Here is a 26,875-nt window from a genome sequence, read left to right on the forward strand (position 1 = left end):
CATGAGTCGAAGCTGGGGAGAGGCGCGTCACCTGGGCCGAAAGCCGGAGCACATCACCCGCAGGTGCTCGATGGTGTCCGTGCCACGGTAGTAGACCTGCTGCTCGGCGACGTACGAGCCACTCGGGGTGACCAGGTCGAAGCGGTAGCTGACGTGCGAGGTGTCGGCGACGTCGTCCCGCTCGGAGACGTCCACGACTCGCTCGATCTCGTCGGCCGGCTCGAACCACGAGCCGAACACCGTCTCCACGACCGCGTCGGGGCCGGTGCCCTCCCAGGTCCGTCCGGGGGTCAGCCCCCGGAAGTCGACGTCGTCGGCCAGGACGGCCCGCAGCGCGACCTCGTCCTTGGCGGCGATGGCGCGGGCCAGGCGGACGCCCAAGGTCTCGGTCCGGGTCGTCTCGCTCACGGGCCCCAGTGTGCTCCCGCGGGTCAGCGTGACGCCAGCACCGCCAGGTCGCGCTCCGCGTAGAGCCGGTGCTCCCACTCCTCGTTGAGGACCACGCGCAGGCAGTCGGCGACAGTGAGCCCGGTGGCGTCGGTGAGGAAGGGCGTGGCCGAGGACACCGGTCGGGCCAGCTCCGCGTCGGTCAGCCCGTCGAGCACCTCCGCGAGGGTCGCGCGGCGCTGGCGACGCAGGGCCATCACCTCGTGCAGCTCGGGCCGCGCCCGCCTCTCCCATGGCACGCCCTCGTGCACAGGGGCCTCGTCCCACGGCAGGTCGAGCGGGTGCCAGGGCGAGGGATCCGCGAGCACGACGCCGCCGACCCAGCACGCGTGCGCGAAGCCGAGGTGGCGCAGGGTCTGGACGAACGACCACTCCCCGTCGACCTGCTCGTGCAGCCGCTCGGCGGGCACGGCCCGCGCGTGGACCAGCGTCTCGCCCCACAGCCGGTCGAGGACGGCGAACGCCTCCTGGAAGCCCGCCACGTCGGTCGGCGACATCAGCGCCCGCTCGGGCATCCGCCGGTTGAGCTCGGCCTCCACGAGCGGGACGACGTCGACCCCGTTGACCACCAGTCGCAGCACCTCGCCGCTGATCTCCATGTCGGGGACCTCGACGCCGCTCATCCGGACGCCGTCGAAGTACGCCGCCCGCACCCGGGTGCGGCTCAGGTCGACCTCGCGGACGTCGAGGTCGCTCATGTCAGCGCCGTGGAACGTGCTGCGCGAGAGGTCGACCTGCTGGAAGCTCGACCCGGAGAGGTCCTGCTGGGAGAAGTCGGCCATGCGCACAGGCTAGGAGGCGTTGCGGACGATCCGCGACCGGTTCGATGATGGCGGCATGACCGACGCACCCCGCACGCCCGGCACCGTCGCGGTTCCCGGGGCCGTCCTGTCCTTCGACGTCGTCGGCGACCTCGCCGACGCGACGCCCGACCGGCCGCCGCTCGTCCTGGCCGGCTCGCCGATGGACAGCACCGGCTTCGGCAGCCTCGCGGCCCGGCTCGCCGACCGGGTGCTCGTCCTCACCGACCCGCGCAACACCGGACGCAGCACGCGCGACGACCCCACGGCGGCGGTGACGCCCGAGCAGCACGCCGAGGACCTGCACGCCCTCGTCGAGGCGCTGGGCGTCGGCCCGGTCGACCTGTTCGCGTCGTCCGGTGCCGCGGTCAACGCGTTCTTCCTCGTCGCCGCGCACCCCGACGACGTACGCGTCCTGGTGGCGCACGAGCCACCGATGGCCCCGCTCCTGCCGGACGGTGACGCCATCGGCCGCGCGTGCGACGACCTGGTCGCGGCCTACGACGCGTCGGGCATCGGACCCGGGATGGCGCGCTTCATCGGCCTGGTCATGCACCGCGGCGAGTGGACGGGTGACGAGCCGGTCCCGGACCCGGCGGCCTTCGGCCTGCCCGGCGAGGACGACGGGTCCCGCGACGACCCGCTGATGGCCAACATGCGGGGAGAGGGATGCACCCGTGTCCCGGACCTCGGCGCGATCCGGGACGCGTCGACCACCGTGGTCCTCGGCGTCGGCGAGGAGTCGGGTGGCCCCGAGGACGGTGAGATCGCAGGGCGCGCGGCGTACGCCGTCGCGCGCGAGCTGGGCGTCGAGCCCGTGGTGTTCCCCGGCGGGCACAACGGCTTCCTCGGCGGTGAGTACGGCCAGACCGGCAAGCCCGACGAGTTCGCCACGCGCCTGCGCGAGGTGCTGTCGGACGCGCGGGCTACCAGGTGAGCTCGATCTCGATCTCGTTGTCGTCGCCCAGCTCGACCTCGACCTTGAGCCGCACCTCGTCGGGCACGGCCACGGTGACGCGGCCACCCTCCCGGGAGAACTCCACCGAGTTGTGCTTGGCGAGCGAGTCGGCGAGGGCGCGCAGCCGGGCGGCGGCCTCCTCGCGGCTCATGGTCTGGGTCTCGTCCATCTCGAAAAGGTCCATGCCCCGAACGTAGACGATCGCGACGAACCGCCTACAGGCCCAGCATCCGCCCGATGATCTCCTTCTGGATCTCGGTCGTGCCGCCGTAGATCGTCTGGATCCGGGAGTCGGTGTAGGCCTTGGAGATGGGGTACTCGTCCATGTAGCCGTAACCGCCGTGGAGCTGGACGCCGGCGTCGACGACCCGCTTCTGCAGCTCGGTGGTCCACCACTTCGCCATCGACGCCAGCGCCGTGTCGACCTCCCCGGCGTTGAGCCGCAGCACGCAGTCGTTGATGAAGACCCGCGCGATGTGGGCCTCGGTGGCCATCTCGGCGAGCACGAAGCGGTTGTGCTGGAACGTCCCGATCGGCCTGCCGAACGCCGTGCGCTCCTTGGCGTAGGCCAGGCAGAGGTCGAGGACGTGCTCGACGGCGGCGACGGCGATGCAGCCGATCGAGATGCGCTCCTGGGGGAGGTTCTCCATCAGCGAGACGAAGCCCGAGCCCTCGGCGCCGAGGAGGTTCTCCTTGGGCACCCGCACGTCGGTGAACGACAGCTCGGCGGTGTCCTGGGCGTGCAGCCCCATCTTGGCGAGGTTGCGGCCGCGCTCGAAGCCGTCCATGCCCCGCTCGACGACCAGCAGCGAGATGCCCTGGTGGCCGGCGTCGGGGTTCGTCCGGCAGACCACGACGACGAGGTCGGACAGGATCCCGTTGGAGATGAAGGTCTTCGAGCCGTTGAGCACGTAGTGGTCCCCGGCGTCGACCGCGGTCGTACGGATGCCCTGCAGGTCCGAGCCGGCGCCCGGCTCGGTCATCGCGATCGCGGTGACGAGGTCGCCCGAGACGCAGCCGGGCAGCCAGCGCTGCTTCTGCTCCTCGGTCCCGAGGGAGGAGATGTAGGGGACGATGATGTCGGTGTGCACGGCGAAGCCCGGCCCGGACGCCCCGGCGCGCGCCGACTCCTCGGCGAGCACCATGTTGTAGCGGAAGTCCTTGATCCCGGGCCCGCCGTAGGCCTCGTCGACGTCGAAGCACAGCAGGCCGCGCTCGCCGGCCCGGCGCCAGACCTCGCGGTCGACGATGCCCGCCTCCTCCCAGGCGGCGTGGTGCGGCGCCACCTCCTTCTCGAAGAAGGCGCGGGCCACGGCGCGGAAGTCCTCGTGCTCCTCCTCGAGGATGCTGGGTCGGTCAGGCATGGTTCCTCCGATGGGCCGGGTCGGTCGGGGCGGTGGTCCTCCCCGAGGGGGTGAGGCGACGCCGGTGCGGCGTGCCTACGTTGGTGGGATGACCCTCATCAGCACCGCCGTGCGCGCCACCCACCTCGTCACGAACGCCGCCTGGTTCGGTGGCTCGCTGATGGGGGCGGTCGGGCTCAACCAGGCCGCGCGCGAGCCCGACACCGAGCGGGAGAGGGTCGAGGTCTCCGGCACCGGGTGGGAGCGGTGGGGGCCGGTGCAGGGCGCCGCGATCGGGCTGCACCTGCTGAGCGGGATCGCGATCCTCGCCGACAACCGCAACCGCGTGGTGTCGCACCCGCCGACGACGGCGTCGGTCGTGGCCAAGACGGCACTCACCGGCGCTGCCGTGGCCTCGTCCGCGGCGGCGTACGTCTACGGGCAGCGCCTCGGCGACGCGAGCGGTGAGCACGGCCACCCGCGGCAGCCCGAGGTCGCCGAGGACGCGCGCGGCAAGCTGGCGTGGCTGCAGTGGGCGACGCCGGCCCTCACCGGCCTGCTCCTGGTGCTCGACGCCCACCTCGGCGAGCAGCAGCGCGGTACGGCGGGGCTGCTCGACCGGCCCTGGTGAACGCGGCCGCATGACGACGACCGGCGCGTGGAGGAAGCTCAGGACACCCATTCCTTCAGCTGGGCGACGGTCGCCGCGGGGTCCTCGGAGACGGGGTGGATGTTGAGGTCGGTGACACCGGCCTCGCGGAATGCCTCGATCCGCTCCTTGACGTACGACGCCGGGCCGACCAGGTTGGCCGCCTCCAGCCACTCGGTGGGCACGAGCGCGGCGGCGTCCCGCTTCCTGCCGGAGAGGTAGAGCTCCTGGATCTCCTCGGCCTCCTTCTCGTAGCCGTAGGCGCGGGCGACGTCGTTGTAGAAGTTCTTGCCCTTGGCCCCCATGCCGCCGACGTACAGCGCGAACATCGGGCGCGCGAAGTCGAGCAGGGACGTGGTGTCGGGGCCCTCGCCGATGGCGACCATCCCGCCGGCCATGACCTGCAGCGGGCCGAGGCCCTCCTGCCGCTTCGCGTTGCCGGCCGCGAGGGCGTCGCCCCAGACGAGGTGGGCCTTCTCCGGGTGGAAGAGGTGCGGGATCCAGCCGTCGGCGATCTCGGCGGTCTGCTCGACGTTCTTCGGACCGAGCGCGGCGATCCAGATCGGGATGGTGTCGCGCTCGGGCCGGGTCAGCAGCTTCAGCGGCTTGCCGAGACCGGTGACGGCGCCGTCGTCCTTGGTCAGCGGGAGGTGGAACTCCCCGTCGGCCGACAGCGCCTCGCGCTTGAGCCCGCGGCGGATGATGTCGACGACCTCGGCGGTGCGCGCCATCGGCTTGCGGTAGGGCACGCCGTGGAAGCCCTCGACCACCTGCGGCCCGCTCACCCCGAGGCCGAGGATCGCGCGGCCCTGGCTGACGTTGTCGAGACCGGCCGCGGTCTGGAGCAGTGCGCCCGGGGTGCGGGAGTAGATGTTGAGGATGCCGGAGCCGATCTGCACGGTCTCCGTCTTGGCGGCCAGGTAGCCCATCAGCGTGGGCGCGTCGAAGCCGTAGGCCTCCGCGACCCACACGCTGTCGAGGCCGGCCCGCTCCAGCGCGACCACCTCGTCGGCCGCCTTGCGGAGGCTGCCGTCGTACATGAGCAGGGTGGCGAGACGCATGCGGCAATCGTGACAGTGTCACTGTCACGGTGCAAGTGTGTCAGTCCTGCGGACAGACGGATTCGTACGGTTGTGCGGGCAGGACCTCCGCCCACTCCTCCCTCGTCAGGTCGCGCCCGGCCATCTGGCACGCGAAGGCGAGGGCCCGGTCGAGGTCGGTGTCCCAGCGGTAGACCCGTCCGTCGTACGACGCGATCGTCACGTCGTGGGTGTCGCCGACGAACTGCACCCCAGCCGGGACTGCCTTGCCGCGACGGGGTGGGTGGACGGTGCCCAGCAGGTCCAGGGTCGAGGCGTCCCAGAGACTGACCCCGCCGTCCTCCGCGCCCGAGACCAGCAGCTTGCCGTCCCCGGAGTAGTCGAGCCACAGCACGTTGGCACCCAGGCCGGCAGACCGCTGCTGCGCGCCGGTCCTGATGTCCAGTGTGATGATCTCGCCGGTGTCCCCCGTCACCGCAACGGTCGAGCCGTCCGGGGACGCGACGGATGCCTGGGCGAAGAGGTCGACCTTTCCCTCGGACAGCACCTCACCGGTGCCGAGGTCGAGCACCCGCCAGTGCGTGAAGCCCGCGTCGGCGGACCACGCGTAGACCATCGCCGTGCTGTCGTCCCCGAGAGGGGTGGTGCAGCACATTGCAGAGACATCGAAGGGCTCAGCCGTCGGAAGCAGCGTCGCGGCGTCGAGCAGGCTCGTCGTGCCGTCGACGTGGCCCGCGAGCAGGCTGCCACCCTCGTCGACGTAGGCCAGTGATTCGATGTCGCCGCGGCCGCCCAGGAGGTCCTGCGTGCTCCGGAGGGGTCTTCCCGTGACGGCGTCGACGATCGTCACAGTGCCTGGCTTCGCGCAGCCATTGTCGTCGCACCAGTACCCGGCGTACTGCCCTCCGTCGGGATGCCATGCGTCGACGACGTTGAACCATTCACCCTCCCACACCGGGAACCGGGCAGGAGGCGTGGCGTCTCCGGTGACGGTGTCGACGAACCTGACCCACCCCCTGTCCTCACCGTCGACCCAGCTGTAGGCCGCCTGCTGTCCGTCGGGGGAGAGGTCGGCATGTGTGAACTTCTCGACATCGACGACCTGGGTGGTCCGCCGGAGGTATGTCGCCCGCCCGGACAGGTCCCAGGTGCGCAGCATCGAGTCGCTGCCACCACCGCCGTGGACCACGTCGTTGTCGGGGCTGAAGCCGACGCCCCATGGGTCGAACGTGTCCCACCGCGTCCGTGGCCGGCCGGTGGGGATGTTCCACACGATGAGCTCGCCGTCGTCGGAGGCAGATCCCACGACCTTGCCGTCGGGGGAGAACCGGATGTCTCGCACCAGGGCTTGATGGCCCCGCAGTCGAGCGACGGTCGAACCGTCGGCGGCGTCCACCAGCAACGCGTCCCTCCCGCTCGCATCGTCCGCGAGTGCGAGGAGGGTTCCGTCTGCGTTGATGTCGAGGGCCAACCACGACGTGACGTCCTTGCGCCGCCAGATCCGCTTGCCCGTCGCCACGTCGCGCGCCGTCAGCGGCCATGCCGTGTAGAGGGTCTGGCCGTCCGGGCTGAGCGCCAGACCTTGGCCGCTTGTCCCAGCCGGCACGCGAACAGGTGGTGTGGAGGGGGAGCGCAGGTCCCAGATCGCCGCGAACGAACGTGCGAGCGGGTCGATCGACGACGAATCCAAGATTGTGGCACCCAGGTAGCGCCCGTCCGCACTGAACTGGACATCTGTCCCGATGACCGGCTTGCCGCTGGGCGAGGCGAGCGCCGTGGCCGTCACCTGCATCGTCTCTGGGTCCAGGAGGCGCACCGGCTCGGTGGACGGCACGGCTGTCAGGGTGACAGCGAGCTGGCTGCTGTCGGGACTGAACGCCCCTATGAGCCAGGCCTGTTGGTTCGCGGCCGGCTGACCGGCGTCGTAGCTGCGCAGCAACCGGTTCGTGGCGGCGTCGTAGAGGTGCATGCGGTTCTGGTCGTCGGAGGAGGCGATCCAGCGTCCGTCGTGACTGACGTCCATGCCCTCCAGGTAGTTGCCGCCGGGCTGCGACGACCGAATGAGCTGCGGCTGCCTGTCCAGCGCCGTCATGAGGTTGACCCGGGTCTCGGGCGAGTCGTCCAGCCGAACGCCGGCGGCCGCGAGCAGCAACGACAGGCCGATGTCGTCGGTGAGCTGGGACCGGGCTCCGACCCGTCGAGCGTCGGCCGAGACAGCCGCCTGCTCCGCTCGGGTGGCGTTCTCACTGGCGCGGTCGGACTGGACGGCCGCGACGCCTCCGGCGGCGAGGGCCAGCGCGAGGAGGACGACAGCTCCGCCGAGCACGATCCTGAGACGCCGGATCAGCCTGGCCTGTGCGCGGGCCCGCTCGGCGGCGGTCTGTTCCTCGATCTCGGCCTGGACTCGTGAGGCGTCGAGGAAGTCACGCTCGACATCGGTGAGCGCGCTGTCCGTCCGAGACCGCCAGTCCAGCGCGCGGGTGAGGCGGACCCCGCGGTAGAGCTCGCTGTCCGGGCGGCCGAGAGTGTCCCAGGCGTCCGCTGCGCCGCTGAGGTGGTGGCGGATGCGCTGACCCTCGATGTCGTCCTCCAACCAGCCGCGCAACCGCGGCCACGCGCGGGCCAGGGCCTCGTGGGTGATCTCGAGGACGCCCGCGTCGCTGGTCACCAGCCGAGCGTCGACGAGCATCGCGACGAGCTGCTCGTGGGGCTCGTCGGCCGCGATCAACCGGCGCGGGACCTGGGTGCGGACTGCCTCGCCCTCGCCGCCGGGCGAGACCAGCCGCAGCAGCAGGTCGCGCAGCAGGTGCCGCTGGTCAGGGGGCGTGCTGGCGTAGAGGTGTTCGGCGGACTGGGCGACGGCGCCATGGATCCCGCCGCTGGCGTGGTAGCCGTCGACGGTCATCGTGTTGCCCTCGCGGCGTCGCCACGTCTCCTGCAGGGCGTGCGAGAGGAGGGGAAGTGCCCCGGGGTCGTCGCGGACCTCGCGCACGAGGAGGTCCACCAGACCGGGCTGGAGGACCAGCCCCGCCATCTGGGCCGGGCCGGTGATGGCCTCACGAAGTGCGTCCTCGTCCAGCGCCCCGACGAGCTGGAGCGACCGCTCGACCAGGCGGCTGAACTCCGGGTGCTCGGTGACCTGCGTCAGCCGGTCCCCGCGCAGGGTGACGACGACCGGACGCCTGGCGACTTCCCGGGCCAGCCGGTCGAGGAAGTCCCTGCGCTCGTCGGGGTCGTCACAGAGGGTGAACACCTCCTCGGTCTGGTCGACTGCGAGGACCGCGCGTTCGTCGGCGTCCTCCGGCAGAGCGGTGAGGGCGTCGATCGGACGCGCGGTGGGCGTGACCAGGACGATCGGGCGTCCCCGTTCGCGGAGCGCGGCCAGCACCCCCGCGCGCATGATCGAGGACTTCCCCGAGCCCGAGGGGCCGACCAGCGCGGCGAAGGAGCCCGCCGCGAGGAGGTCGAGGCACGCCTGCACGTCGCGCGAACGGCCGAAGAACCGGTCGGCGTCGTCGACGTCGTACGCCTTGAGGCCCTGCCACGGGCACTCGCCGGTGCCGGTGCGGGGCTTTGGTGCCATGAGGTTGGGGTCTTGGTTCAGGATCGATCGCTCCAGCGCCACCATCTCCGGCGAGGGGTCGATCCCGAGCTCCCGTGCCAGGACGGCCCGGAGCTGGCGCAGCGAGCGCAGGGCCTCGCCCTGGGCGCCGGTCTGATATTGCGCGAGGACCAGCAGCTCCCACCGCCGCTCCCGCAGCGGAGCCGCCCGCACGAGGGCGTGTGCCTCCCCGAGCGCCTCGCGTGCCCGGCCGCTGCGCAGCATCGCGTCGACGTGCATCTCCTGCGCCTCCAGGCGCAGCTCGTCCAGCCGCCCGGCCTCCGTGCGGGCCGGCGGCCACTCCGGCAGGTCGGCGAAGGCCGGCCCGCGCCACCGGGCGAGGGCCTGTTCGAGCAGGAACGCCACCCGGTCGTTCTCGCCCACCGCGAGGAGTGCGCGGGCCCGGTGCACGCGCGCCTCGAAGTCGTGGGCGTCGAGGTCATCGGGTGGCACGGCAAGCACGTAGCCGTGTGACGACGTCTCGATCGCCTGCGTGCCGAGCACCTTGCGGAGCCGGACGATGCAGGACTGGAGGTTCTTGTGCGCAGAGGCGGGTGGGTGCTCGCCCCAGACGGCGTCGACCAGCTCGTCCGCCCGCACCGGCTGCCCCAACCGTGTGGCCAGGGCCTGCAGTACGACTCGGTCGTGGGGGCCGAGACGGCCCGGTCCGTCGACGGTCAGCGGACCAAGGACATTGATCCCCACCCCGCCAGAGTGCGCGGACGCGAGGGGTGGGTCAACGGGACGTGTACCCGGCCTATACCGCGCGTGAGCTTGACCTGTACCGGCTCGTGGGCCACTGGACACCTCGAGCCGCCCGGCCCGGGAGGGACCAGGTCAGGAGACCACCATGAACCAGATCAAGAACGTCGTCGTCGCAGTGGCCGCAGCTGCTGCTCTCAGCCTCGTCGCCGGCTGCGGTGACGTGGAACCGCCCGCCCAGGACATCGGCGGTACCAACGACCGCCCGAGCGACAGCCCGGCCCCGGAGGGCCCGGTGAGGACCAACCTCCACCGGCTCGACTTCGGGGACGGCGAGGCCGCCCCGCCGTCGGAGTCCGAGCCGGCCCGGGACGCCAACCTGTCCCGCCTCGACTTCAACGACAACGGCCTCGGCTGACCGCACGGAGAAGGTCATGAGCTCCTACTCGATCGGCGCGGACTCGCCGCGCTGGTGGTGGCTCCCGGCTGCCACCGGTGTGGCGGGGGTCGCCGCCATCGCCGCGATACTGGTCCTACCGGTCGACGGTGCCTCGTCGCCCGAGAGGGTCATCCCGCACCATGTGCCCCCGCCGGCGGGTGACCTGCCGTTCACCAGGATCGACCCGGGTGTGGGCCCCCCGTGCTTCCGACGTCTCCCGCGCACCGACCAGTCCCTCGACCAGCCCAGGTGCGGGCGCCCGACACCTCGGGAGCAGTGGTCCTCGATCGACGACCGGCGCCCGGGCCTCGAGACGGGCCCGTGAGGCCGTCATGGACGCGAACCGCTCGCGTCGCGCACTCGCCGTGGGCATCCTGCTCGCCGGCACGCTACTCGCGTCAGCCTGCGACAAGGTCGGCCCGCCGACGCAGGACGTCGGCTTCGAGCACAGCGTCGAGCCCCAGAAGCCCGCCGCTACTGCGGGCAGGTCTCGCGGAACGGCAGGCCGCCGCAGGTGAGGCCGACGTGAGGTTGCCGCCGGCTGGTCAGCCCTTGCCGTGCCAGGACTCCCACAGCGCGGCGTAGGACCCACCGGCGGCGACGAGGTCGTCGTGCGGCCCGAGCTCGGAGATCACGCCGTCCTCGACCACGGCCACCCGGTCGGCGTCGTGGGCGGAGAAGAGGCGGTGGGCGATCGCGATGACCGTGCGTCCCTCCAGCACGGCGGCGAGCGAGCGCTCGAGGTGCCGGGCGGCGCGCGGGTCGATCAGCGAGGTGGCCTCGTCGAGGACGAGTGTGTGCGGGTCGGCGAGCACGAGCCGCGCCAGGGCGACCTGCTGGGCCTGGGCGGGGGTGAGCGAGCGGCCGCCCGACCCGACGACCGTGTCCAGGCCGTCGGGCAGCGCGTCGACCCACTCGAGCGCGTCGACGGCCTCCAGCGCCGCGCGCACGGCGTCGTCGGAGGAGCCGGGACGGGCCAGGACGACGTTGTCGCGCACCGACCCGACGAAGACGTGGTGCTCCTGGGTCACCAGCGCCACGTGCCCGCGCAGGTCGTCGAGCGGGAGCTCGACCAGGCCGACGTCGCCGACGGTGACCCGGCCGGTGCGTGGTGGGTGGATCCCCGCGATCAGCCGCCCGAGCGTCGACTTGCCGGCACCGGACGGTCCGACCATCGCGATGCGCTCGCCCACGCCGACGTCGAGGTCGATGCCGTGCAGGACGTCGCGGCCGTCGATGTAGGAGAACCGCACGTCCTCGGCGTCGAGCTTCTCGCCGTCCGGCACGGCCCCCGACACGGTGCGGTCGTCGGGCACCTGGCCCACGCCGAGCAGGCGGGCGAGCGACGCCGCGCCCACCTGCAGCTCGTCGAGGATGGAGACGAGCCGGTCGACCGGGTCGATGAGCATCTGCACGTAGAGCGTCGCGGTCGTGACCTCCGCGAGCGACACCTGGCCGCGGGTGTAGAGCCAGCCGCCGAACAGCAGCGTGCCGACCACCGGCAGCAGGTAGGCGATCTCCATCGACGGGAAGAAGACCGTGCGCAGCCGCAGGGTGTAGCGCTCCGCCTCGTAGGAGCCACGGCAGTCGGCGTCGCCGCGCGCGACCCGGTCGGCCCCGAGGCCGAGGGCCTCCACGGTGCGGGCGCCCTCGACCGTCTCGGCGAGGGTGGTGGTGATCTGGCTGTACGACGCCGACTCGCGCTCGTAGCCCGGGCGGGCCCGGCTGAGGTACCACCGCAGCCCGGCGACCAGCGGCGGGAGCGCGAGCAGGCAGGGGAGGAAGACCCACCAGCCGACCGACAGCGCGGCCGCGAACGTGAGGACCGCGGTGACCACGGCGATCGTCCACTCGGGCAGCGCCCACCGCACCGACCAGCCGAGCTGGTCGACGTCCCGGCTCGTTCGGGTCAGCAGGTCGCCCGAGCCCGCCGACTCGACCGTCCCGACCGGCAGGGCCAGCGCGTTCTCGACGAAGTCCTCGCGCAGCTCGGCCAGCACCTGCTCGCCGAGCACCTGCGAGAGGTAGCGGGCGTAGCGGGTGAGCACCGTCTGCAGGAGCAGGAAGCCCCCGAGCAGGAGCGCGACGCGGTCGACGTGCGCGACCGTGGTGCCGTCCTCGACGGCCTGCACGAGCCCGCCGAGCAGGCGGGGCGCCGCGAGGCCGGCCGTGGCGGCCAGGACGTGGAGGGTGAGCGCGGACCACAGCATCCGCGGGTGGCGCCGGGCGAGGTCGCGCGCGTAGCGGCGTACGGACGCGGCGTCGGCCACGGGAAGTCGGGTGTCGACGCTCACGAGATCGCCACCGTCGGCTCGGCGTCGAGCTCCGGCTCCACCTCGCGGGTCACGATCGCGCGGTAGGCGGCGTGGGTCGCGAGCAGCTCGGTGTGCGTGCCGGTGGCGACGACCCGGCCGTCGACGAGCAGGGCGACCTCGTCGACGACGTCGAGCAGCAGCGGGCTGGCGGTGACGACGACCGTCGTCCGGCCCGCGCGGTGCTCGTGGAGCCGCGACGCGATCCGCGCCTCGGTGTGGGCGTCGACCGCGGACGTCGGCTCGACCAGCACCAGCACCTCGGGGTCGCTGGCAAGGACCCGCGCGAGCACGAGCCGCTGGCGCTGCCCGCCCGAGAACGACCGGCCGCGCTCGGCGACCACGGTGTCGAGGCCGTCGGTGAGGCCGTCGAGGACGTCCTCGGCAGACGCGGTGTGCAGCGCGGCCTCCACGCCCCCGCGGCCACGCACGTCGAGCACCTCACCGAGCGGGCCGCTGAACAGCTGGCTGCCGGTGTCGGACACGACGATCCGCCGGCGGACCTCGTCGTGCGGCAGCGCGGTGAGGGGTACGCCGCCGAGCGTGACGTCGTCGTCCGGCGGGGCGGCGGCCAGGCCGAGGCGGTCGGCGAGCATCGCCGAGACGTCCGGCTGGTCGCTGACGACGGCCACCATCCGGCCGGGTTCGACGCGGATCCCGGAGCGGGCGTCGGCCAGGACGCTGCCGACGGGCGGCGACCGGTGCGGCGCGACCGGGTCGACCACGTCGGGCTGGAGCGCCAGCACGATGCACACGCGGCGGGCGGCCACCCGCGCGCGGATGTACTTGTTGGCGAACTCCGTCGCCGTGCGCAGCGGCAGCATCAGGAACGCCGCATAGCCGTAGAACGCGACGAGCTCGCCGGCAGAGATCTGCCCGGACACGGCGGTGCGCGCGCCGAGCCAGACCACGACCACCACGAAGATCCCGGGCAGGAGCACCTGCAGCGCGTCGAGCACCGACTGCACGCGGGCGACCTGGACGCCCGCGGCCCGGGTGTCCTGCGACTCGCGGCGGTAACGGCCGAGGAAGACCTGCTCGCCGCCGATCCCGCGCAGGACCCGCAGGCCACCGACGATGTCGCTCGCGGTGTTGGCGAGCGCGCCCATCAGGTGGCGCTGGTGGGCGCTGCGCGCCTGCAGGGGGCTGAGCAGCGGGCCGACGGCGACCATCAGGAGCGGCACGCCGATCAGCACCACGAGACCGAGGGTCACCGACGTGCGCAGGAGCAGGAAGCCGACGAGGAGGAACGACACGATCGACCCGACGAAGCGGGCGCTGGTGTCCATGAGGCCGCCGAGGTGGGACAGGTCGCTCGTGCCGATCGCGACGACCTCGCCGGTCGACACCTTGCGGGGGAGCGTGCCGCCGAGCCGGACGGCCTGCCGGGTGACGAGCTGGACCGTGCGGTAGGCCGCGGTCAGCCAGTTGGTGACCGCGAAGCGGTGCCGCATGATCCCGCTGACCGCCTGGACGAGGCCGACGGCCAGCATCACGCCGGTCCACATGACGAGCTGCCGGGTGTCCTTCGCGGCCACGCCGAGGTCGATCGCCTGACCGAGGATGGCCGGCATCACTGCCTGTGCCGCGCCCCAGAGGATCCCGAAGAACATGCCGCCGAGGAGCGTCTGCCACTGGCGGCGCGCCAGCCACCAGAGGAAGTGGTTCGGGGTGCGGTGGTCCGCCACTCCAGGGTCGGGGACGGGGAGCGTGCGCACCCGGCCGATCCTAGATTTCGGCGCTCGTGCGCGGCGAACCCTTTTCCGGAGGGGGACGCACGGGCGGGCTCAGCGACCGAGGCCGGCCACCACCTCGGCGCCGGGCAGGTCCGCCAGCACCCGACCGGGGACCAGCAGCTTCGAGCGTCGTACGCCGCTGCCGACCACGACGACGGGCTCGGCGAGCAGGGCGTCGTGCACCAGCACCCGCCACCCGTCCGGGAGGCCGATCGGGGTGATGCCGCCGTACTCCATGCCGGTCTCGGCGACCGCGCGCTCCATGGGGAGGAAGGACGCCTTGCGCACGTCGAGCATCTTGCGGACCAGCGTGTTCACGTCGGCACGGGTGTCCGCGCGCACCACGCAGGCGGCGATCCGCTCGTCGCCGGCCCGCGCGCCGGAGACGACGACGCAGTTGCCGCTGGCGGTCATCGGGATGTCGTACGCCTCGCTCATCGCTGCCGTGTCGGCGAGGTCCGGGTCGATCGCGACGACGGCCACCTCGGCCGCCCCCGCCCACCCGGCGAGGGCGTCGGCGACGGGAGCGGCGACGAGGTCGGGGTGCTCGGCGGCGGGCAGGGACGTCAGGGACGGGAAGCTGGGGAGCGTCACGCGGTCATCATGCGGCATTCATCCTGACGTCATCCCGGCACCACCGTCCGGTCCCCGGGCACGGGCAGCGTGGTGCCATGACGGTGACCCGCGAGGCGGTGCACAGGACCTCGTCGTTGGTCCCCACCCCCGCCGTGGTTGCGCACCGCGGCGCCAGCGGGCACCGTCCCGAGCACACCCTCGACGCCTACCGGACCGCCATCCGGATGGGCGTCGACGACATCGAGCTCGACCTCGTCGCCACCCGCGACGGGGTGCTCGTGGCACGCCACGACCTCGAGCTCAGCGCGACGACCGACGTCGCCGACCACCCCGGGCTCGCCCACCTGCGCCGCACGCTGGTCGTCGACGGGGTGGAGCAGCACGGCTGGTTCGCCCAGGACCTCACGCTCCCCGAGCTCAAGACGCTCGCGGCGCGCGAGCGGATGCCCGGCACCCGTCCCGGCAGCGCGACGTACGACGGCGCGGAGGGCGTGCCGACGCTGACCGAGGTGCTGGCGATGGTCGGCGCGGAGTCGCTCCGGCGGGGCCGGCCGGTGGGCGTGGCACTCGAGCTCAAGCACGCGGCCCACCACGACGCGATCGGCCTCCCGCTTGACGTGCCGCTGCTGCGGGAGCTCGCCCGCCACGGTCTCGACCACCCGTGGGCACGCGTCGCGCTGATGGCCTTCGAGGCTCCCGTCCTGCGGCGGCTGGCCGAGCGGACCAGGCTCCCCGTCGTGCAGCTGCTGGAGCGCGGTCACCGGCTGACGCCCGAGGAGCTCGACCGCATCGACGAGTACGCCGACGGGCTGGGCGCGCACACCTCCCTCGTGCTGCCGCGCGACGAGCACGGGGCCATCGGCGCACCGTCGTCCCTCGTCCGCGACGCGCACCGTCGGGGCCTCACCGTCCACGCCTGGACCGTGCGGGCGGAGAACCGGTTCCTGCCCGCCAACCTGCGCCGGGGCACGGCGCCCGACGCGCCCGGCGACATGGCGGGGGAGGTGCGGGCACTGCTCGCCGCCGGGGTGGACGGGGTGATCACCGACCACCCCGAGGAGGCCTTGGCCGTCGTCCGGGAGCGGGCGGCGACCGCCGTCGGCTGAGGGTTCACGGGGCGTTCACCACGCCGACCGCGGGCCGCCGCCCGGCCCCGGTTGGCTCGGCAGCATGACCTCTCGGACACGCGCCGGCCTCGGGCTGGCCCTCGCCACCGCACTGACCTCCACCCTCGCACCCGCGCTGACCCCGCTCGCGGCGCCCGCCACGGCGGCGCCGGCGGAGGCCGTCGAGCCCTCGCTCGTCGAGCCGGTCCTCATCGGCCACCGCGGCGCGTCTGGCTACCGGCCCGAGCACACGCTCGCCGCCTACGAGCTCGCCATCGAGCAGGGCGCCGACTACATCGAGCCCGACCTCGTCCCCACGAAGGACGGCGTGCTGGTCGCCCGCCACGAGAACGAGATCGGCGGCACCACCGACGTCGCCGACCATCCCGAGTTCGCCGACCGCCGCACCACCAAGGTCATCGACGGCCGCCCGGTCACCGGCTGGTTCACCGAGGACTTCACCTACCGGGAGCTGCGCACCCTCCGCGCGAAGGAGCGGCTCCCGCAGGTGCGCCCCGACAACACGGCGTACGACGGCCAGGAGCGGATCCCGACCCTCGACGAGGTGATCAAGCTGGCCCGCCGCGAGGGCGTCGGCATCTACCCCGAGACCAAGCACCCCACCTACTTCGACTCCATCGGCCTCTCGCTGGAGGAGCCGCTCGTCGCCGCGCTGCGCAAGCGCCACTGGGACGACGCCGACGACCCGGTGATCATCCAGTCCTTCGAGGTCACCAACCTCCGCGAGCTCGACGCGATGGTCGACGTGCCGCTCGCCCAGCTCGTCGACGCCTCCGGCGGCCCCGCCGACCTGCCGGGCACGACGTACGCCTCCATGGTGACGCCGGCGGGGCTCGCCGCCGTCGCGACGTACGCCGACGGCCTCGGCGCCGCGAAGAACCTGGTGCTCCCGCGCGACGCCGCCGGCCGCACCGGCGCACCGTCGTCCGTGGTGCCCGACGCCCACGCGGCCGGCCTCGTCGTGCACGTGTGGACCCTGCGCCGGGAGAACCAGTTCATGGCCACGAACTTCCGCACCGGCACCGACCCGAACGCTCCCGGCGACCTGGCCGCGGAGGCGCGCGCCTTCCTCGACGCCGGCGTCGACGGGATCTTCAGCGACAACCCCGACCTGGTCGCCGCCGAGATGGTCGAGACCACCTCCCAGCACTGACAGGCAGGGCCTTGCACCGGCGTACGCTCACCTCGTGACGTACGCCGGTGCTGCCCCCGCAGCGATCCCGACAGCGACCTCGACCGCCCTGCTCGAGCGCATCCGCGCGTCCGTCATCGGTGACGACCAGGTGATGGAGGGCCCCTACGGTCCGCGCCGCGTGACGTACGCCGACTACACCGCGTCGGGACGCAGCCTCACCTTCATCGAGGACTTCATCCGCCACGAGGTGCTCCCGGCCTACGCCAACACCCACACCGAGGCGAGCGGCACCGGGCTGCAGACGACCCGGCTGCGCGAGGACGCGCGGCGCATCATCCGCGACGCGGTGGGCGGCGACGACGAGACCGTCGTCATCTTCTGCGGCGCGGGCAGCACCGCGGCGATCGACAAGATGATCGGCATCCTCGGCCTCCGCATCCCGTGCGTGCTGGAGGACCGCCACCACCTCAGCGCCGCGATCCCCGCCGACCAGCGCCCGGTGGTGTTCATCGGCCCGTTCGAGCACCACTCCAACGAGGTGAGCTGGCGCGAGACCATCGCCGACGTCGTCACGATCCACGAGGACGCCGACGGGCGGGTCTCGCTCGACCACCTGCGCGAGGAGCTCGAGCGCCACGCCGACCGGCCGCTCAAGATCGGGTCGTTCTCCGCCGCCTCCAACGTCACCGGGATCGTCACCGACACCGAGGGTGTGGCCGACCTCCTCCACGAGCACGGCGCCCTCAGCTTCTGGGACTTCGCGGCGTGCGCGCCCTACGTCGACATCGAGATGTACGGCCCCGGGAGCTCGCGCAAGGACGCGATCTTCATCAGCCCCCACAAGTTCATCGGCGGACCGGGCACCCCGGGCGTCCTCGTGGTGCGGCGCGAGCTGCTCGCCAACCGGGTGCCCGTCGTGCCGGGCGGTGGGACGGTCATGTACGTCAACCCGACCGAGCACCGCTACCTCGACGACCCGGCCCACCGCGAGGAGGGCGGCACCCCGGCGATCGTCGAGTCGATCCGCGCCGGGCTGGTCTTCCAGCTCAAGCAGGCCGTCGGCGTCGCGACGATCCAGGCCCACGAGGAGGAGCTGCTGCGCCGGGCGGTCGAGGCCTGGGTCGCCGAGCCGGGCATCCAGATCCTCGGCAACCTCGACTCCCAGCGGCTCTCGATCGTCTCCTTCGTCGTCAAGGCGCCCGACGGGACCTACCTCCACCACAACTTCGTCGTCGCCCTCCTCAACGACCTGTTCGGGATCCAGACCCGCGGCGGCTGCTCGTGCGCCGGCCCCTACGGCCACCGGCTGCTCGACATCGACCTCGAGCACAGCCACCGCTTCGAGGCACAGATCGCCGGCGGCTGCGAGGGCATCAAGCCCGGCTGGGTGCGGGTGAACTTCAACTACTTCGTCGACGAGGAGGTCTTCACCTACGTCGTGGAGGCCGTGCGCCTCGTCGCGCGCGAGGGCTGGCGCCTGCTCGGCGACTACCGCTTCGACCCGCTCACCGGCCTGTGGCACCACCGGACCGGCCCGGTCGAGCCCCCGCTGCGCCTCGCCGACGTCGTCTACGCCGCCGACGGCTCGATGACCTACCCCCGGCACACGACGACGGCCCCCGTCTCGGTGCTCCGGGAGCACCTCGACGAGGGCCGCGCGATCATGGCCGCCGCAACTCCTCCGGACTGGTCCGACACCGCCCACCTGGGGGCCGACTTCGACGACCTCCGCTGGTTCGCCCTGCCGAGCTGTTCGCTCGGCTAGGACCCGAGCGACTGCCGGCGACCCGGCCAGACGGTGGCCGCCAGCCCGGCGGCGCCGGCCGCCAGCCACGGGATCGGCATCAGCCAGCGGAGCTCGGAGGTGTCGACCACGTCGCCCTGGACGAGCGCCCACACGAGCACCATGCCGAGGAAGGCGACGCCCATCACCAGGTGCCCGACGTTGACCGGGTGGAGGCCCGACGGCTTGTCCGGTGCGTCGAGCGGGCCGGTCATCGGCTCGTCGTACGTGCCGTAGGTGGCGTCGTGGCCGGTCTCGTAGCCGTAGAGGTCGGAGTAGTCGTTCGAGTTGTCGCTCATGGCAGTGCTCCTCAGGCCGCTTCGCGGACGACGATCTCGCCGCCGACCAGGTCGATGTTGATGGACATGTCCGGGACGTCGTCGCCGCCGTCGAGGGACCCGTCCTGGGTGATGTCGAAGCCGTCGCTGCGCTGGTCGAAGACCTGGCTCTGCCCGCCGACCACCTGCGTGGTGACGTCCACGTCCATGCCGTCCGGGACGACCACCTCGACGGTGCCCCCCACGCCCTCGATCGTGAGGTCGCGCCCGTCGAGGCCCTCGACGTCGGAGACGCCGGACAGGTCGAGCGTGAAGCGCCCCCCGCCGAAGTCGTAGGACTGCTGCACCTCGTCGGCGGTGGTCGGGGCGTAGGAGTGGGTCTCGTCGCCGATGCTGCCGCCGACCGTCGCCGCTGCGGTGGCGAACGCGGCCACGAAGCCCAGGAGGATCAGCCCGCCGGCGCGGCCCCAGAAGGCGCCGACGACCAGCATCAGCGCGGTGATGCCGAGCGCGAGGGCCGGGTACGCGCTGTCCGCGACGGCCACGCCGGCCAGGTCGACGACACCGAGGACCCCCACGCCCAGCGCGATCAGCGCGAGCGTGAACCAGAACAGGACCGGTCCGCGCTTGCGCGGGTTCCGCGGACGGCGCGGCCGGTCGTACGACCCCCACGGTGCCGCCGGGGGGTAGCCCGCACCGGCCGCGTGGGCGGGGTCGTAGGTCGGGTCGTAGGTCGGGTCGTAGCCGGTCTCGTAGGTGGTGCCGTAGCCGGTCTCGTCCACCAGGTCGTCGTCCGGGCGGGCGGTGGTGCCGTCCGGCGCGAGCTGGTCGCCGTACGCCGGCGGGCGGGGGGCGGCACCCGGGCCGGACGCCTGGTGCTTGCGGTGCAGGAACCACACGACGAGCGCGGCGCCGACGGCGAGCGGCCAGGGGAACCAGAAGGTGCCGGCCCAGTCGCCGAGTGCCGCGACCAGCGCGAGCACCCCGACGCCGGCGAGCGCGATGGTGCGGCTGCGCTGGTCGAGGCCCAGCGGCTCGTCGGTGGTGCCCTCCTCGGGCACGAGGATCCAGGCGGCGACGTAGAGGAGCAGGCCGGCGCCACCGAAGAAGACCGACACCACGAGCGCGACGCGGACGATGATCGGGTCGACGTCGAAGTGACGGGCGATGCCGCCCGCGACACCGGCCACGTGCCGGTCGGTGACGCTGCGGCGCAGGCGGCCGAGGTCCTTGACCTCGTCGCGGGTGACCCGCGGGCCCGAGGGGGGCGGGGTGCCCGGGGCGGGCTGCTCGGTGGAGGGGCTGGCGTTGTCCATGGCTCAACTCTCCTCGGCGGCAGCGCCCCGCACCATCGGGGACAGCCCTGATCCGGGGCTGGCCCGCCGGGGTCCGGGTCAGGGTCGGCTCGGGGTCAGTCCTCATGGTCGTGCACCTGCGCGCCTGCGACGATGGAGGGACGATGAGCCACCCCACGCCCCCCTCCCAACCGGCCGCCCGCCCGGCTGCCCGCCCGGCCGCGCGCCCGCCGGCCCCGGGTGCTCCGCGCCGCGCCTACCGCGACCTCTCGGCGCCGATCGCCGGCGGCGTCGCGGCGGGCCTCGCCCGGCACCTCGCCGTGCCGGTGCTGTGGGTGCGCGGCTTCTTCGTGGCCACCGCCTTCCTCGGCGCCTTCGGCCTCATGCTCTACGCCGGCCTGTGGGTCTTCATGCCCGCCGACCAGCACTTCGAGGTCGGCGCACCCGGCCTCGAGAGCGCGACGCGCACCGGCAAGCGCCCCGGGCGGCGCTCGCGGCTGCGGGACGCCGGCCCGGCGATCGCGCTGGGCGCGCTGTTCTTCGGCGTGGTCCTCGGCATCGAGGGCATCTTCGGCCAGGGCGTGCTCTTCTGGCCGGTCGTCCTCGGCGTCGCGGGCATCGGGCTGCTGTGGCGCCAGGCCGACGAGGCCCAGCGGGAGCGCTGGATGGACTCCTCCGGGCGCATCGACCCGTTCCGGGCGATCTTCGGCAACGGCGGGTGGGCGGCCTACGCGCGGATCGCCGCCGGTCTCGGGCTGATCGTCACCGCCCTCATCGTCTTCGCCGTCGCCGCCGGGCAGGCGACCTTCGCCGTGCCGGTGCTGGTCGCGGGCCTGCTCGGGCTGCTCGGGCTCGCGATCGTCGTCGGCCCGTGGGCGCTGCGGCTCGTCAACGACCTCGGCGCCGAGCGGGCCGAGCGCGTCCGCACCCAGGAGCGCGCCGACATGGCCGCGCACCTGCACGACTCGGTCCTGCAGACCCTCGCGCTGATCCAGAAGAACGCCCACGACGCCACGACGGTCGCGCGGCTCGCCCGGTCGCAGGAGCGGGACCTGCGCCAGTGGCTCTTCGAGGCCGACACCGCCGACGCGACGACCCTCGCGGGCGCGCTGAAGGAGATGGCGGCCGACGTCGAGTCGCAGCACCCCGTGGTCGTCGACGTCGTCACCGTCGGCGACTGCGACCTCGACGAGTCGCTGCGCCCCATCGTCCTCGCCGCGCGCGAGGCCGTGGTCAACGTCGCCAAGCACGCCGGCACCCAGCGCGCCGACGTCTACGCCGAGACCACCGCCGGGGCCGTGGACGTGTTCGTCCGCGACCGGGGCGCCGGCTTCGACCTCGGCGGGGTGGCCACCGACCGCCACGGCGTCCGCAACAGCATCGTCGACCGGATGGCCCGCCACGGCGGCAGCGCCGACGTACGCTCTGCTCCCGGCGAGGGCACCGAGGTCCGCCTCCACATGCCGCGCACCGGCCACCACGAGTCCCGTCCCCACGAGCCCGACCCGCCGACAGACCAGCCGACAGACCAGCCCGACCGCGAGGAGACCCCATGACCCAGGCCAGCCCCGAGCGTCCCGTGCGGGTCGTCCTGGTCGACGACCACGCCATGTTCCGGGCGGGGGTCCGCGCCGAGCTCGCCACCAGCGGCGCGGGCGTGGTCGAGGTCGTGGGCGAGGCGGCCGACGCCGACGCCGCGGTGGCGGTCGTCCGCGAGCAGCAGCCCCAGGTCGTCCTCCTCGACGTGCACCTGCCCGGCGGGGGAGGGGTGGAGGTCATGCGACGCCAGCCCTCGCCCGACACGCTCTACCTCGCCCTGTCGGTCTCGGACGCCGCGGAGGACGTCATCGGCACCATCCGCGGCGGCGCGCGCGGCTACGTCACCAAGACGATCACCGGCCCCGAGCTCGTCGACGCGATCACCCGGGTCGCCGGCGGTGACGCTGTCTTCTCGCCGCGTCTCGCCGGCTTCGTGCTCGACGCCTTCGCCGGGTCGATCGACGTCGCCGCCGTCGACGAGGACCTCGACCGGCTCACCGAGCGCGAGCGGGAGGTGATGCGCCTGATCGCCCGTGGCTACGCCTACAAGGAGGTCGCCAAGGAGCTGTTCATCTCCGTCAAGACCGTCGAGACCCACATGTCGTCGGTGCTCCGCAAGCTCCAGCTGTCGAGTCGTCACGAGCTGACGAAGTGGGCCTCCGATCGCCGGCTGCTCTAGTCGCTGCCGGCCGTCGCCCCCGGCCGGACCAGCCCGGACTCGTAGGCGAAGACGACGGCTTGCGCGCGATCTCGCGCGCCGACCTTGGAGTAGATGCGTCCCACGTGCGTGCGCACGGTCGGCTCCCCCAGGTGGAGGTCGTGGGCGAGCTCGTCGTTGCTCAGCCCCTTCGCCAGCAGGCGCAGCACGTCGCGCTCGCGCTCGGTGAGCGTGGCGAGCCGCGCCGTCAGCGCCGGCAGCGGTTCACCGCTCTGCAGGTGGCGCTCGATCAGCCGGCGCGTGACGGATGGTGCCAGCAGCGCGTCACCGGCCGCCACGGTCCGGACGGCCGTGAAGATGGTCTCGCGGGGCGCGTCCTTGAGGAGGAAGCCGCTCGATCCCGCACGGAGGGCCGCCAGCACGTAGTCATCGAGGTCGAAGGTCGTCAGGACCAGGACCCGTGTCGCCATGCGGTCGTCGGAGCAGATCGTGCGGGTGGCAGCGATGCCGTCCACGTGTGGCATCCGGATGTCGAGGAGCGCGACGTCGGGTCGGTGACGCCGTACCTCCTCGACTGCCTGCAGCCCGTCGGCGGCCTCGGCGACCACCTGCAGGTCGGGCTGCGTGCCGAGGACCGCCACGAGCCCCGCACGCACCAGCTCCTGGTCGTCGGCCACGAGCACCCGGATGCTCATGCCGTCGTCTCCTCGGCCGCCGCGGCCGGCACCGTCAGGGGAAGCCGTGCCCGCACGGTGAAGCCACCGTCGTCGGGGCCGGCAGTGACCACCCCGCCCTGGGCCCGGGCGCGCTCGCGCATCCCGGTGAGTCCGTGACCGCCCTCGGCGTAGCCGGCGGCGGTGCGGCCGCCGACGTCCGTCACCTCCACGACGATCCCGTCGCCGGTCACCCTCACGCTCGCGTCGACGTGAGCGCCCGGTGAGTGGCGGAGGGCGTTGGTCAGGGCCTCCTGGAGGATCCGGTACGCCACCAGCTCGAGGTCGGCGGGCAGCGGCACGAGGTCACGGTCGATGGACAGCTCGAGGTCGAGGCCGGCCTCGGTCAGCTCGGCGGCGAGCCGGCGGGCATCGCCCAGGCCGGGGGTGGTGGTGGCGGCCGGACGAGGTTCGTCGGCCTCGCCCAGCCTGCCCAGCACGTCGCGCAGCTCGGTGAGGGTCCGGCGGCCGACCCGCTGGATGGCGCGCAGGTTCTCGGCCGACGGATGGTCGGGAGCGAGCAGGGCCTCGCCCGCCTCGGCCTGCACCACCATGAGCGTCACACTGTGCGCCACCACGTCGTGCACGTCGCGACCGACCCGGGCACGATGCTCGGCCTCGCGTGCCCGTGCCTCGGCGTCACGGCTCCGCCTCAGCTCCCTCGCCTGCTCCGCCACCTGCTCGACCAGCCGGTTGCGCGACCACACGACACGTCCGGCGAGCCAGGAGCCGCCGACCAGGATGGAGATGAAGCCCAGGTCGTCGGCCGGGTCGCCGACGTCGAGCCAGCTGGCGTACATGATCGCGGGCAGGAACGCGGCGAGCCCGGTCAGGGCGCGCCCCAGCGGCGCGTGGGCACCCAGTGAGTAGCTCGCCACCAGCAGGCTCGCGAGGAGGCCGACGCCGTCGAGGGTCCCGACGAGCAGCACCTGCAGGTCGATGCCGACAAGGATGAGCAGGAAGGTCGCCAGCGGGCGACGTCGGCGGAGCACGAGGGGCAGCGTGAAGAGGAGGTCGCTCAGGAGCGAGCGTCCGATCGGCGCGTCGCTGAACTCACCCGTCGCGGTCTCCGCCACCGCGACCACCGCGACGCCCATTGCCAGCGCCAGGTCGGCCAGGTCCCGGCGCGGGAGTCGGGCGGGCAGCGCCCACGCACGGTCCAGCACCGTCCCACGGTACGGCGCCGCGAGGCCCCGCGGCATCCTCGCCGACGATGACCCGACGTCCGCTCTCCTCATCGCGTCGGCGTACGGGCCGGGGCGCTCCCGAGGACGCGAACGGCGCGTCGCATCGCACACGCTGGTGCAGACGGATCCCACGCCGAGCCGAGGACGCACACCATGGAATCCACGAGCACACCGGTCACCAGCAGGGCCCGGAGCACCGCCCGCGCCTGGCCCTACGCCGTCGTCGGCACGGCCGCTGCGGCCTCGACCGTCGGCTTCGCGCTGAGCCTGCGCAGCCCGGTGCTGGCCGGTGCCGAGCAGCTCACCCTCGAGGACGCCGTCGATGCTGTCGCGCTGATCGCCTTCGGGCTGCTGGGCGCGACCCTGATGCGCAGGAGCAGGGCTGCCGCACTGGGCCTTGCCCTGGTGGTGGCGGCAGGGCTGCAGGGCGTCAACTACCTGCTCGGAGGGGCCGCGGACGCGCTGTCCGACGGGCGTACACCGGTGCCGGCCGCCGCGCGGCTGGGATGGTTGGTCGCCGACTCGGCCTTCGTCGCGATGTTCATCCTGCTGCTCTACGCCCCCCTTGCGCTCTTCCCGACCGGACGCCTGCCCTCGGCGCGCTGGCGCTGGTTGCCGGTCGTGGCGACCACGTGCGCGGTGTCGGGCGTGCTCTCGGTCCTGCTCGGTCCGGGACGGGTCGACGACGACAACCCCGCCAAGGGGACGAACCCCCTCGGCGTCCCGGCGCTCGACGGGGTGGCCGCGGTGCTGGAGCGCGCCGGCCTGGTCCTCCTCGTGCTCACCTTCGTCGGCGGCGTCGCGGCCTACGTCGTGCGCTGGCTCCGGTTCCGGGGTGCGAGGCGGCGTCAGCTCGCCTGGCTGGCCACCGGTGTGGTCGCGATGGCGGTCTTCATGGTGGTCGACGCGGGGAGCTCCCTCGTCGCCCAGGTGGTGTCGGCCTCCGTGCTCTTCGGCACGCTGCTGGTCGGGTTGGGATGGCCACTGCTCGGGCCGCTGGGTGCGGAGGCAGAGCGCACCGACCACGCCACGTCCACCAACTCCCCAGGGGTGGTGGACGTTTGACAAGGTAGCCGGGAACCGGTGGGGTCGGGGAACATCCCTCACCCCCTCGGGAAGCGAGCGCACGATGGCAGACACCGAGACCATCCCGCACCAGGACGAGGACGACAGCGAGCTGAAGCGCTCGATCACCGGTCGCCTCCTCTTCTTCTACACGCTCGGGGACGTGCTGGGGTCGGGCATCTACGTCCTGATCGGCCTGGTCGCCGCAGCCGTCGGCGGCGCCTTCTGGATCGCCTTCGCGCTGGGCGTCACGGTCGCCGCCATCACCGGTGCGGCGTACGCCGAGCTGGTCACCAAGTACCCCCAGGCAGCCGGCGCCTCGCTCTACGTCAACAAGGCCTTCGGCAACCGGCCGCTGACGTTCCTCGTCACCGTCTCGTTCCTCGCCGCCAGCATGGCGGCGTCGGGCTCGCTCGCCGTCGGCTTCGCCTCCTACTTCGCCGAGGTGTGGTCGGCCCCGCCGGCGCTGCTCGTCTCGCTCGTCTTCGTGGCGCTGCTCGTGGTGGTCAACTTCATCGGCATCACCGAGTCGGTGTGGATGAACATGCTGATGACCTTCGTCGAGGTCGCGGGCCTGCTGATCGTCCTCGTCATCGGCATCGTCCACGTCGCCCAGGGCAACGCCGACTTCGGCGTGCTGACCCACATCGACACCAGCGGCGACTACGGGAGCCCGGCGCTCGCCGTGCTGGCCGGCATCTCGTTCTCCTTCTTCGCGATGACCGGCTTCGAGAACACGGCCAACGTGGCCGAGGAGACCATCGACCCCTACAAGTCCTTCCCGCGCTCGCTGGTCGGCGGCATGGTGGTGGCGGGCCTGGTCTACGTCCTGGTCTCGATGGCAGCGGCGCTGACGGTGCCCGTCGAGACGCTGGCGAGCTCGGATGCGGCGCTGCTCGAGGTCGTCAAGCAGGGCATCCTGCCGTTCTCCGACGAGTTCATGACCACGCTCTTCTCCGTCATCGCGCTGATCGCGATCACCAACACGACGCTCGTGACCATCGTGACGCAGCCGCGGGTGCTCTACGGCATGGCCCGCGAGGACGTCGTACCCGGTGTCTTCGCCAAGATCCACCCGGTCCGTCGCAGCCCGTGGGTCGGCCTGATCTTCTCCGGGGCCGTGGTCGGGTCCCTGCTGGTCATCGGCACCCTGGTCACCGAGGCCGGGGGCGGCATCGACCTGGTCGGCCGGCTCGCCACGGTGACCGTCGTGCTGCTCCTCGCGATCTACGCGACCGTGATCGTGGCGTGCCTCCGGCTGCGTGGGCGGGACGAGGAGCACCCCTTCTTCCGTGCCAACACGCCGTTGCTCTTCGTCGGACTCCTGGGCAACCTCGCGATCCTCTACTTCACCATCTACGACGACCCCTATTCGCTGATCTGGTGCGCGGGTCTCCTCGGTGTGGGCCTCGTCCTCTTCCTCGCGGAGTACTTCTTCGGCAGCAAGGGCACCGGGACGCGGACCCCCGACCTCGACAGCACGGAGGCCTGA

The 26,875-nt window shown here is 72.8% G+C and carries 23 protein-coding genes; 10 read left to right on the forward strand and 13 right to left on the reverse strand.

Annotated elements, in window-relative coordinates; genetic code table 11:
- Positions 1–27: 27 nt before the first annotated feature.
- Together NYO98_RS03020 and NYO98_RS03025 are read right to left on the reverse strand one after the other, a co-directional pair.
- A complete protein-coding gene (locus tag NYO98_RS03020; RefSeq protein WP_268110041.1) occupies positions 28–408 on the reverse strand; it encodes a hypothetical protein in 381 nt (126 codons plus the stop codon).
- 23 nt (positions 409–431) lie between these two features.
- Positions 432–1,229 (reverse strand): DinB family protein, encoded by a 798-nt coding sequence (locus tag NYO98_RS03025; RefSeq protein WP_268110042.1) that lies wholly within the window; start codon positions 1,227–1,229, stop codon positions 432–434.
- Positions 1,230–1,284: 55 nt separating this feature from the next.
- On the opposite strand from NYO98_RS03025, the gene NYO98_RS03030 reads away from it, so the two are divergent.
- Positions 1,285–2,184, forward strand: a complete 900-nt coding sequence (locus NYO98_RS03030) for an alpha/beta fold hydrolase (RefSeq protein ID WP_268110043.1) — start codon at positions 1,285–1,287, stop codon at positions 2,182–2,184.
- Here the strand turns inward: NYO98_RS03030 and NYO98_RS03035 are convergent.
- On the reverse strand, positions 2,174–2,389 hold the full coding sequence (locus tag NYO98_RS03035) for an amphi-Trp domain-containing protein (protein ID WP_268110044.1): 216 nt from the start codon (positions 2,387–2,389) through the stop codon (positions 2,174–2,176). The genes NYO98_RS03030 and NYO98_RS03035 overlap by 11 nt on opposite strands.
- Before the next feature lie 31 nt (positions 2,390–2,420).
- Positions 2,421–3,569 (reverse strand): acyl-CoA dehydrogenase family protein, encoded by a 1,149-nt coding sequence (locus tag NYO98_RS03040; RefSeq protein ID WP_268110045.1) that lies wholly within the window; start codon positions 3,567–3,569, stop codon positions 2,421–2,423.
- Between the two features lie 88 nt (positions 3,570–3,657).
- Between NYO98_RS03040 and NYO98_RS03045 the strand changes: the two genes are divergently transcribed.
- Positions 3,658–4,179, forward strand: coding sequence for a hypothetical protein (locus NYO98_RS03045; RefSeq protein WP_268110046.1), 522 nt, complete (start codon positions 3,658–3,660; stop codon positions 4,177–4,179).
- 38 nt (positions 4,180–4,217) lie between these two features.
- On the opposite strand, the gene NYO98_RS03050 is transcribed toward NYO98_RS03045, so the two are convergent.
- Positions 4,218–5,258 carry an LLM class F420-dependent oxidoreductase gene (locus NYO98_RS03050; protein WP_268110047.1) on the reverse strand — a complete coding sequence of 347 codons (1,041 nt, stop codon included), beginning with the start codon at positions 5,256–5,258 and terminating at the stop codon, positions 4,218–4,220.
- Between the two features lie 40 nt (positions 5,259–5,298).
- Positions 5,299–9,645: an nSTAND1 domain-containing NTPase gene (locus NYO98_RS03055; protein WP_326494413.1), complete on the reverse strand. Its 4,347-nt coding sequence runs from the start codon at positions 9,643–9,645 to the stop codon at positions 5,299–5,301.
- A gap of 43 nt (positions 9,646–9,688) precedes the next feature.
- Here NYO98_RS03055 and NYO98_RS03060 point away from each other — a divergent pair, with 43 nt between their 5' ends.
- Positions 9,689–9,958: a hypothetical protein gene (locus NYO98_RS03060; RefSeq protein WP_268110049.1), complete on the forward strand. Its 270-nt coding sequence runs from the start codon at positions 9,689–9,691 to the stop codon at positions 9,956–9,958.
- Positions 9,959–10,524: 566 nt separating this feature from the next.
- On the opposite strand, the gene NYO98_RS03065 is transcribed toward NYO98_RS03060, so the two are convergent.
- The 3 genes from NYO98_RS03065 to NYO98_RS03075 all read right to left on the reverse strand — a co-directional run bounded on the left by NYO98_RS03065 (position 10,525) and on the right by NYO98_RS03075 (position 14,621).
- A complete protein-coding gene (locus tag NYO98_RS03065) occupies positions 10,525–12,273 on the reverse strand; it encodes an ABC transporter ATP-binding protein (RefSeq protein ID WP_268110050.1) in 1,749 nt (582 codons plus the stop codon).
- Positions 12,270–14,009, reverse strand: a complete 1,740-nt coding sequence (locus NYO98_RS03070) for an ABC transporter ATP-binding protein (RefSeq protein WP_268110051.1) — start codon at positions 14,007–14,009, stop codon at positions 12,270–12,272. Before NYO98_RS03070 ends, NYO98_RS03065 begins: the two co-directional genes overlap by 4 nt.
- A gap of 69 nt (positions 14,010–14,078) precedes the next feature.
- A complete protein-coding gene (locus tag NYO98_RS03075) occupies positions 14,079–14,621 on the reverse strand; it encodes a YbaK/EbsC family protein (protein WP_268110052.1) in 543 nt (180 codons plus the stop codon).
- 77 nt (positions 14,622–14,698) lie between these two features.
- Here NYO98_RS03075 and NYO98_RS03080 point away from each other — a divergent pair, with 77 nt between their 5' ends.
- From NYO98_RS03080 to NYO98_RS03090, 3 genes are all read left to right on the forward strand, one after another.
- Positions 14,699–15,709: a glycerophosphodiester phosphodiesterase family protein gene (locus NYO98_RS03080; RefSeq protein ID WP_268110053.1), complete on the forward strand. Its 1,011-nt coding sequence runs from the start codon at positions 14,699–14,701 to the stop codon at positions 15,707–15,709.
- A 64-nt stretch (positions 15,710–15,773) separates the two neighbouring features.
- On the forward strand, positions 15,774–16,883 hold the full coding sequence (locus tag NYO98_RS03085; protein WP_268110054.1) for a glycerophosphodiester phosphodiesterase: 1,110 nt from the start codon (positions 15,774–15,776) through the stop codon (positions 16,881–16,883).
- Positions 16,884–16,917: 34 nt separating this feature from the next.
- Positions 16,918–18,630, forward strand: a complete 1,713-nt coding sequence (locus NYO98_RS03090; RefSeq protein WP_268110055.1) for an aminotransferase class V-fold PLP-dependent enzyme — start codon at positions 16,918–16,920, stop codon at positions 18,628–18,630.
- On the opposite strand, the gene NYO98_RS03095 is transcribed toward NYO98_RS03090, so the two are convergent.
- The gene (locus tag NYO98_RS03095; RefSeq protein WP_268110056.1) at positions 18,627–18,947 is read right to left on the reverse strand and encodes a hypothetical protein; all 321 of its coding nucleotides are present in this window, start codon (positions 18,945–18,947) and stop codon (positions 18,627–18,629) included. The genes NYO98_RS03090 and NYO98_RS03095 overlap by 4 nt on opposite strands.
- Positions 18,948–18,958: 11 nt before the next feature.
- Complete coding sequence (locus NYO98_RS03100; RefSeq protein ID WP_268110057.1) at positions 18,959–20,242, reverse strand: PspC domain-containing protein; 1,284 nt, start codon at positions 20,240–20,242, stop codon at positions 18,959–18,961.
- Positions 20,243–20,385: 143 nt separating this feature from the next.
- Here NYO98_RS03100 and NYO98_RS03105 point away from each other — a divergent pair, with 143 nt between their 5' ends.
- Entirely contained in the window at positions 20,386–21,777 is a 1,392-nt protein-coding gene (locus tag NYO98_RS03105; RefSeq protein ID WP_268110058.1) for an ATP-binding protein, read from the forward strand.
- Positions 21,774–22,439 (forward strand): LuxR C-terminal-related transcriptional regulator, encoded by a 666-nt coding sequence (locus tag NYO98_RS03110; RefSeq protein WP_268110059.1) that lies wholly within the window; start codon positions 21,774–21,776, stop codon positions 22,437–22,439. The genes NYO98_RS03105 and NYO98_RS03110 overlap by 4 nt, the downstream gene beginning before the upstream one ends.
- Here NYO98_RS03110 and NYO98_RS03115 read toward each other — a convergent pair.
- Positions 22,436–23,113 carry a response regulator gene (locus NYO98_RS03115; protein ID WP_268110060.1) on the reverse strand — a complete coding sequence of 226 codons (678 nt, stop codon included), beginning with the start codon at positions 23,111–23,113 and terminating at the stop codon, positions 22,436–22,438. The genes NYO98_RS03110 and NYO98_RS03115 overlap by 4 nt on opposite strands.
- Entirely contained in the window at positions 23,110–24,297 is a 1,188-nt protein-coding gene (locus NYO98_RS03120) for a sensor histidine kinase (protein WP_268110061.1), read from the reverse strand. Before NYO98_RS03120 ends, NYO98_RS03115 begins: the two co-directional genes overlap by 4 nt.
- A gap of 174 nt (positions 24,298–24,471) precedes the next feature.
- Between NYO98_RS03120 and NYO98_RS03125 the strand changes: the two genes are divergently transcribed.
- Together NYO98_RS03125 and NYO98_RS03130 are read left to right on the forward strand one after the other, a co-directional pair.
- Entirely contained in the window at positions 24,472–25,383 is a 912-nt protein-coding gene (locus NYO98_RS03125; protein WP_268110062.1) for a hypothetical protein, read from the forward strand.
- A 64-nt stretch (positions 25,384–25,447) separates the two neighbouring features.
- Positions 25,448–26,875 carry an APC family permease gene (locus NYO98_RS03130; RefSeq protein WP_268110063.1) on the forward strand — a complete coding sequence of 476 codons (1,428 nt, stop codon included), beginning with the start codon at positions 25,448–25,450 and terminating at the stop codon, positions 26,873–26,875.

It is taken from the genome of Nocardioides pini (genome assembly GCF_026712185.1).
Taxonomy (GTDB): domain Bacteria; phylum Actinomycetota; class Actinomycetes; order Propionibacteriales; family Nocardioidaceae; genus Nocardioides; species Nocardioides pini.

Excerpts from the sequence above, each read along its gene's own strand:
- NYO98_RS03025 (WP_268110042.1), bottom strand. The coding sequence starts at position 1,229 with ATGGCCGACTTCTCCCAGCAGGACCTCTCCGGGTCGAGCTTCCAGCAG.
- NYO98_RS03030 (WP_268110043.1), top strand. The coding sequence starts at position 1,285 with ATGACCGACGCACCCCGCACGCCCGGCACCGTCGCGGTTCCCGGGGCC.
- NYO98_RS03035 (WP_268110044.1), bottom strand. The coding sequence starts at position 2,389 with ATGGACCTTTTCGAGATGGACGAGACCCAGACCATGAGCCGCGAGGAG.
- NYO98_RS03040 (WP_268110045.1), bottom strand. The coding sequence starts at position 3,569 with ATGCCTGACCGACCCAGCATCCTCGAGGAGGAGCACGAGGACTTCCGC.
- NYO98_RS03045 (WP_268110046.1), top strand. The coding sequence starts at position 3,658 with ATGACCCTCATCAGCACCGCCGTGCGCGCCACCCACCTCGTCACGAAC.
- NYO98_RS03050 (WP_268110047.1), bottom strand. The coding sequence starts at position 5,258 with ATGCGTCTCGCCACCCTGCTCATGTACGACGGCAGCCTCCGCAAGGCG.
- NYO98_RS03060 (WP_268110049.1), top strand. The coding sequence starts at position 9,689 with ATGAACCAGATCAAGAACGTCGTCGTCGCAGTGGCCGCAGCTGCTGCT.
- NYO98_RS03080 (WP_268110053.1), top strand. The coding sequence starts at position 14,699 with ATGACGGTGACCCGCGAGGCGGTGCACAGGACCTCGTCGTTGGTCCCC.
- NYO98_RS03085 (WP_268110054.1), top strand. The coding sequence starts at position 15,774 with ATGACCTCTCGGACACGCGCCGGCCTCGGGCTGGCCCTCGCCACCGCA.
- NYO98_RS03095 (WP_268110056.1), bottom strand. The coding sequence starts at position 18,947 with ATGAGCGACAACTCGAACGACTACTCCGACCTCTACGGCTACGAGACC.
- NYO98_RS03100 (WP_268110057.1), bottom strand. The coding sequence starts at position 20,242 with ATGGACAACGCCAGCCCCTCCACCGAGCAGCCCGCCCCGGGCACCCCG.
- NYO98_RS03105 (WP_268110058.1), top strand. The coding sequence starts at position 20,386 with ATGAGCCACCCCACGCCCCCCTCCCAACCGGCCGCCCGCCCGGCTGCC.
- NYO98_RS03110 (WP_268110059.1), top strand. The coding sequence starts at position 21,774 with ATGACCCAGGCCAGCCCCGAGCGTCCCGTGCGGGTCGTCCTGGTCGAC.
- NYO98_RS03115 (WP_268110060.1), bottom strand. The coding sequence starts at position 23,113 with ATGAGCATCCGGGTGCTCGTGGCCGACGACCAGGAGCTGGTGCGTGCG.
- NYO98_RS03125 (WP_268110062.1), top strand. The coding sequence starts at position 24,472 with ATGGAATCCACGAGCACACCGGTCACCAGCAGGGCCCGGAGCACCGCC.
- NYO98_RS03130 (WP_268110063.1), top strand. The coding sequence starts at position 25,448 with ATGGCAGACACCGAGACCATCCCGCACCAGGACGAGGACGACAGCGAG.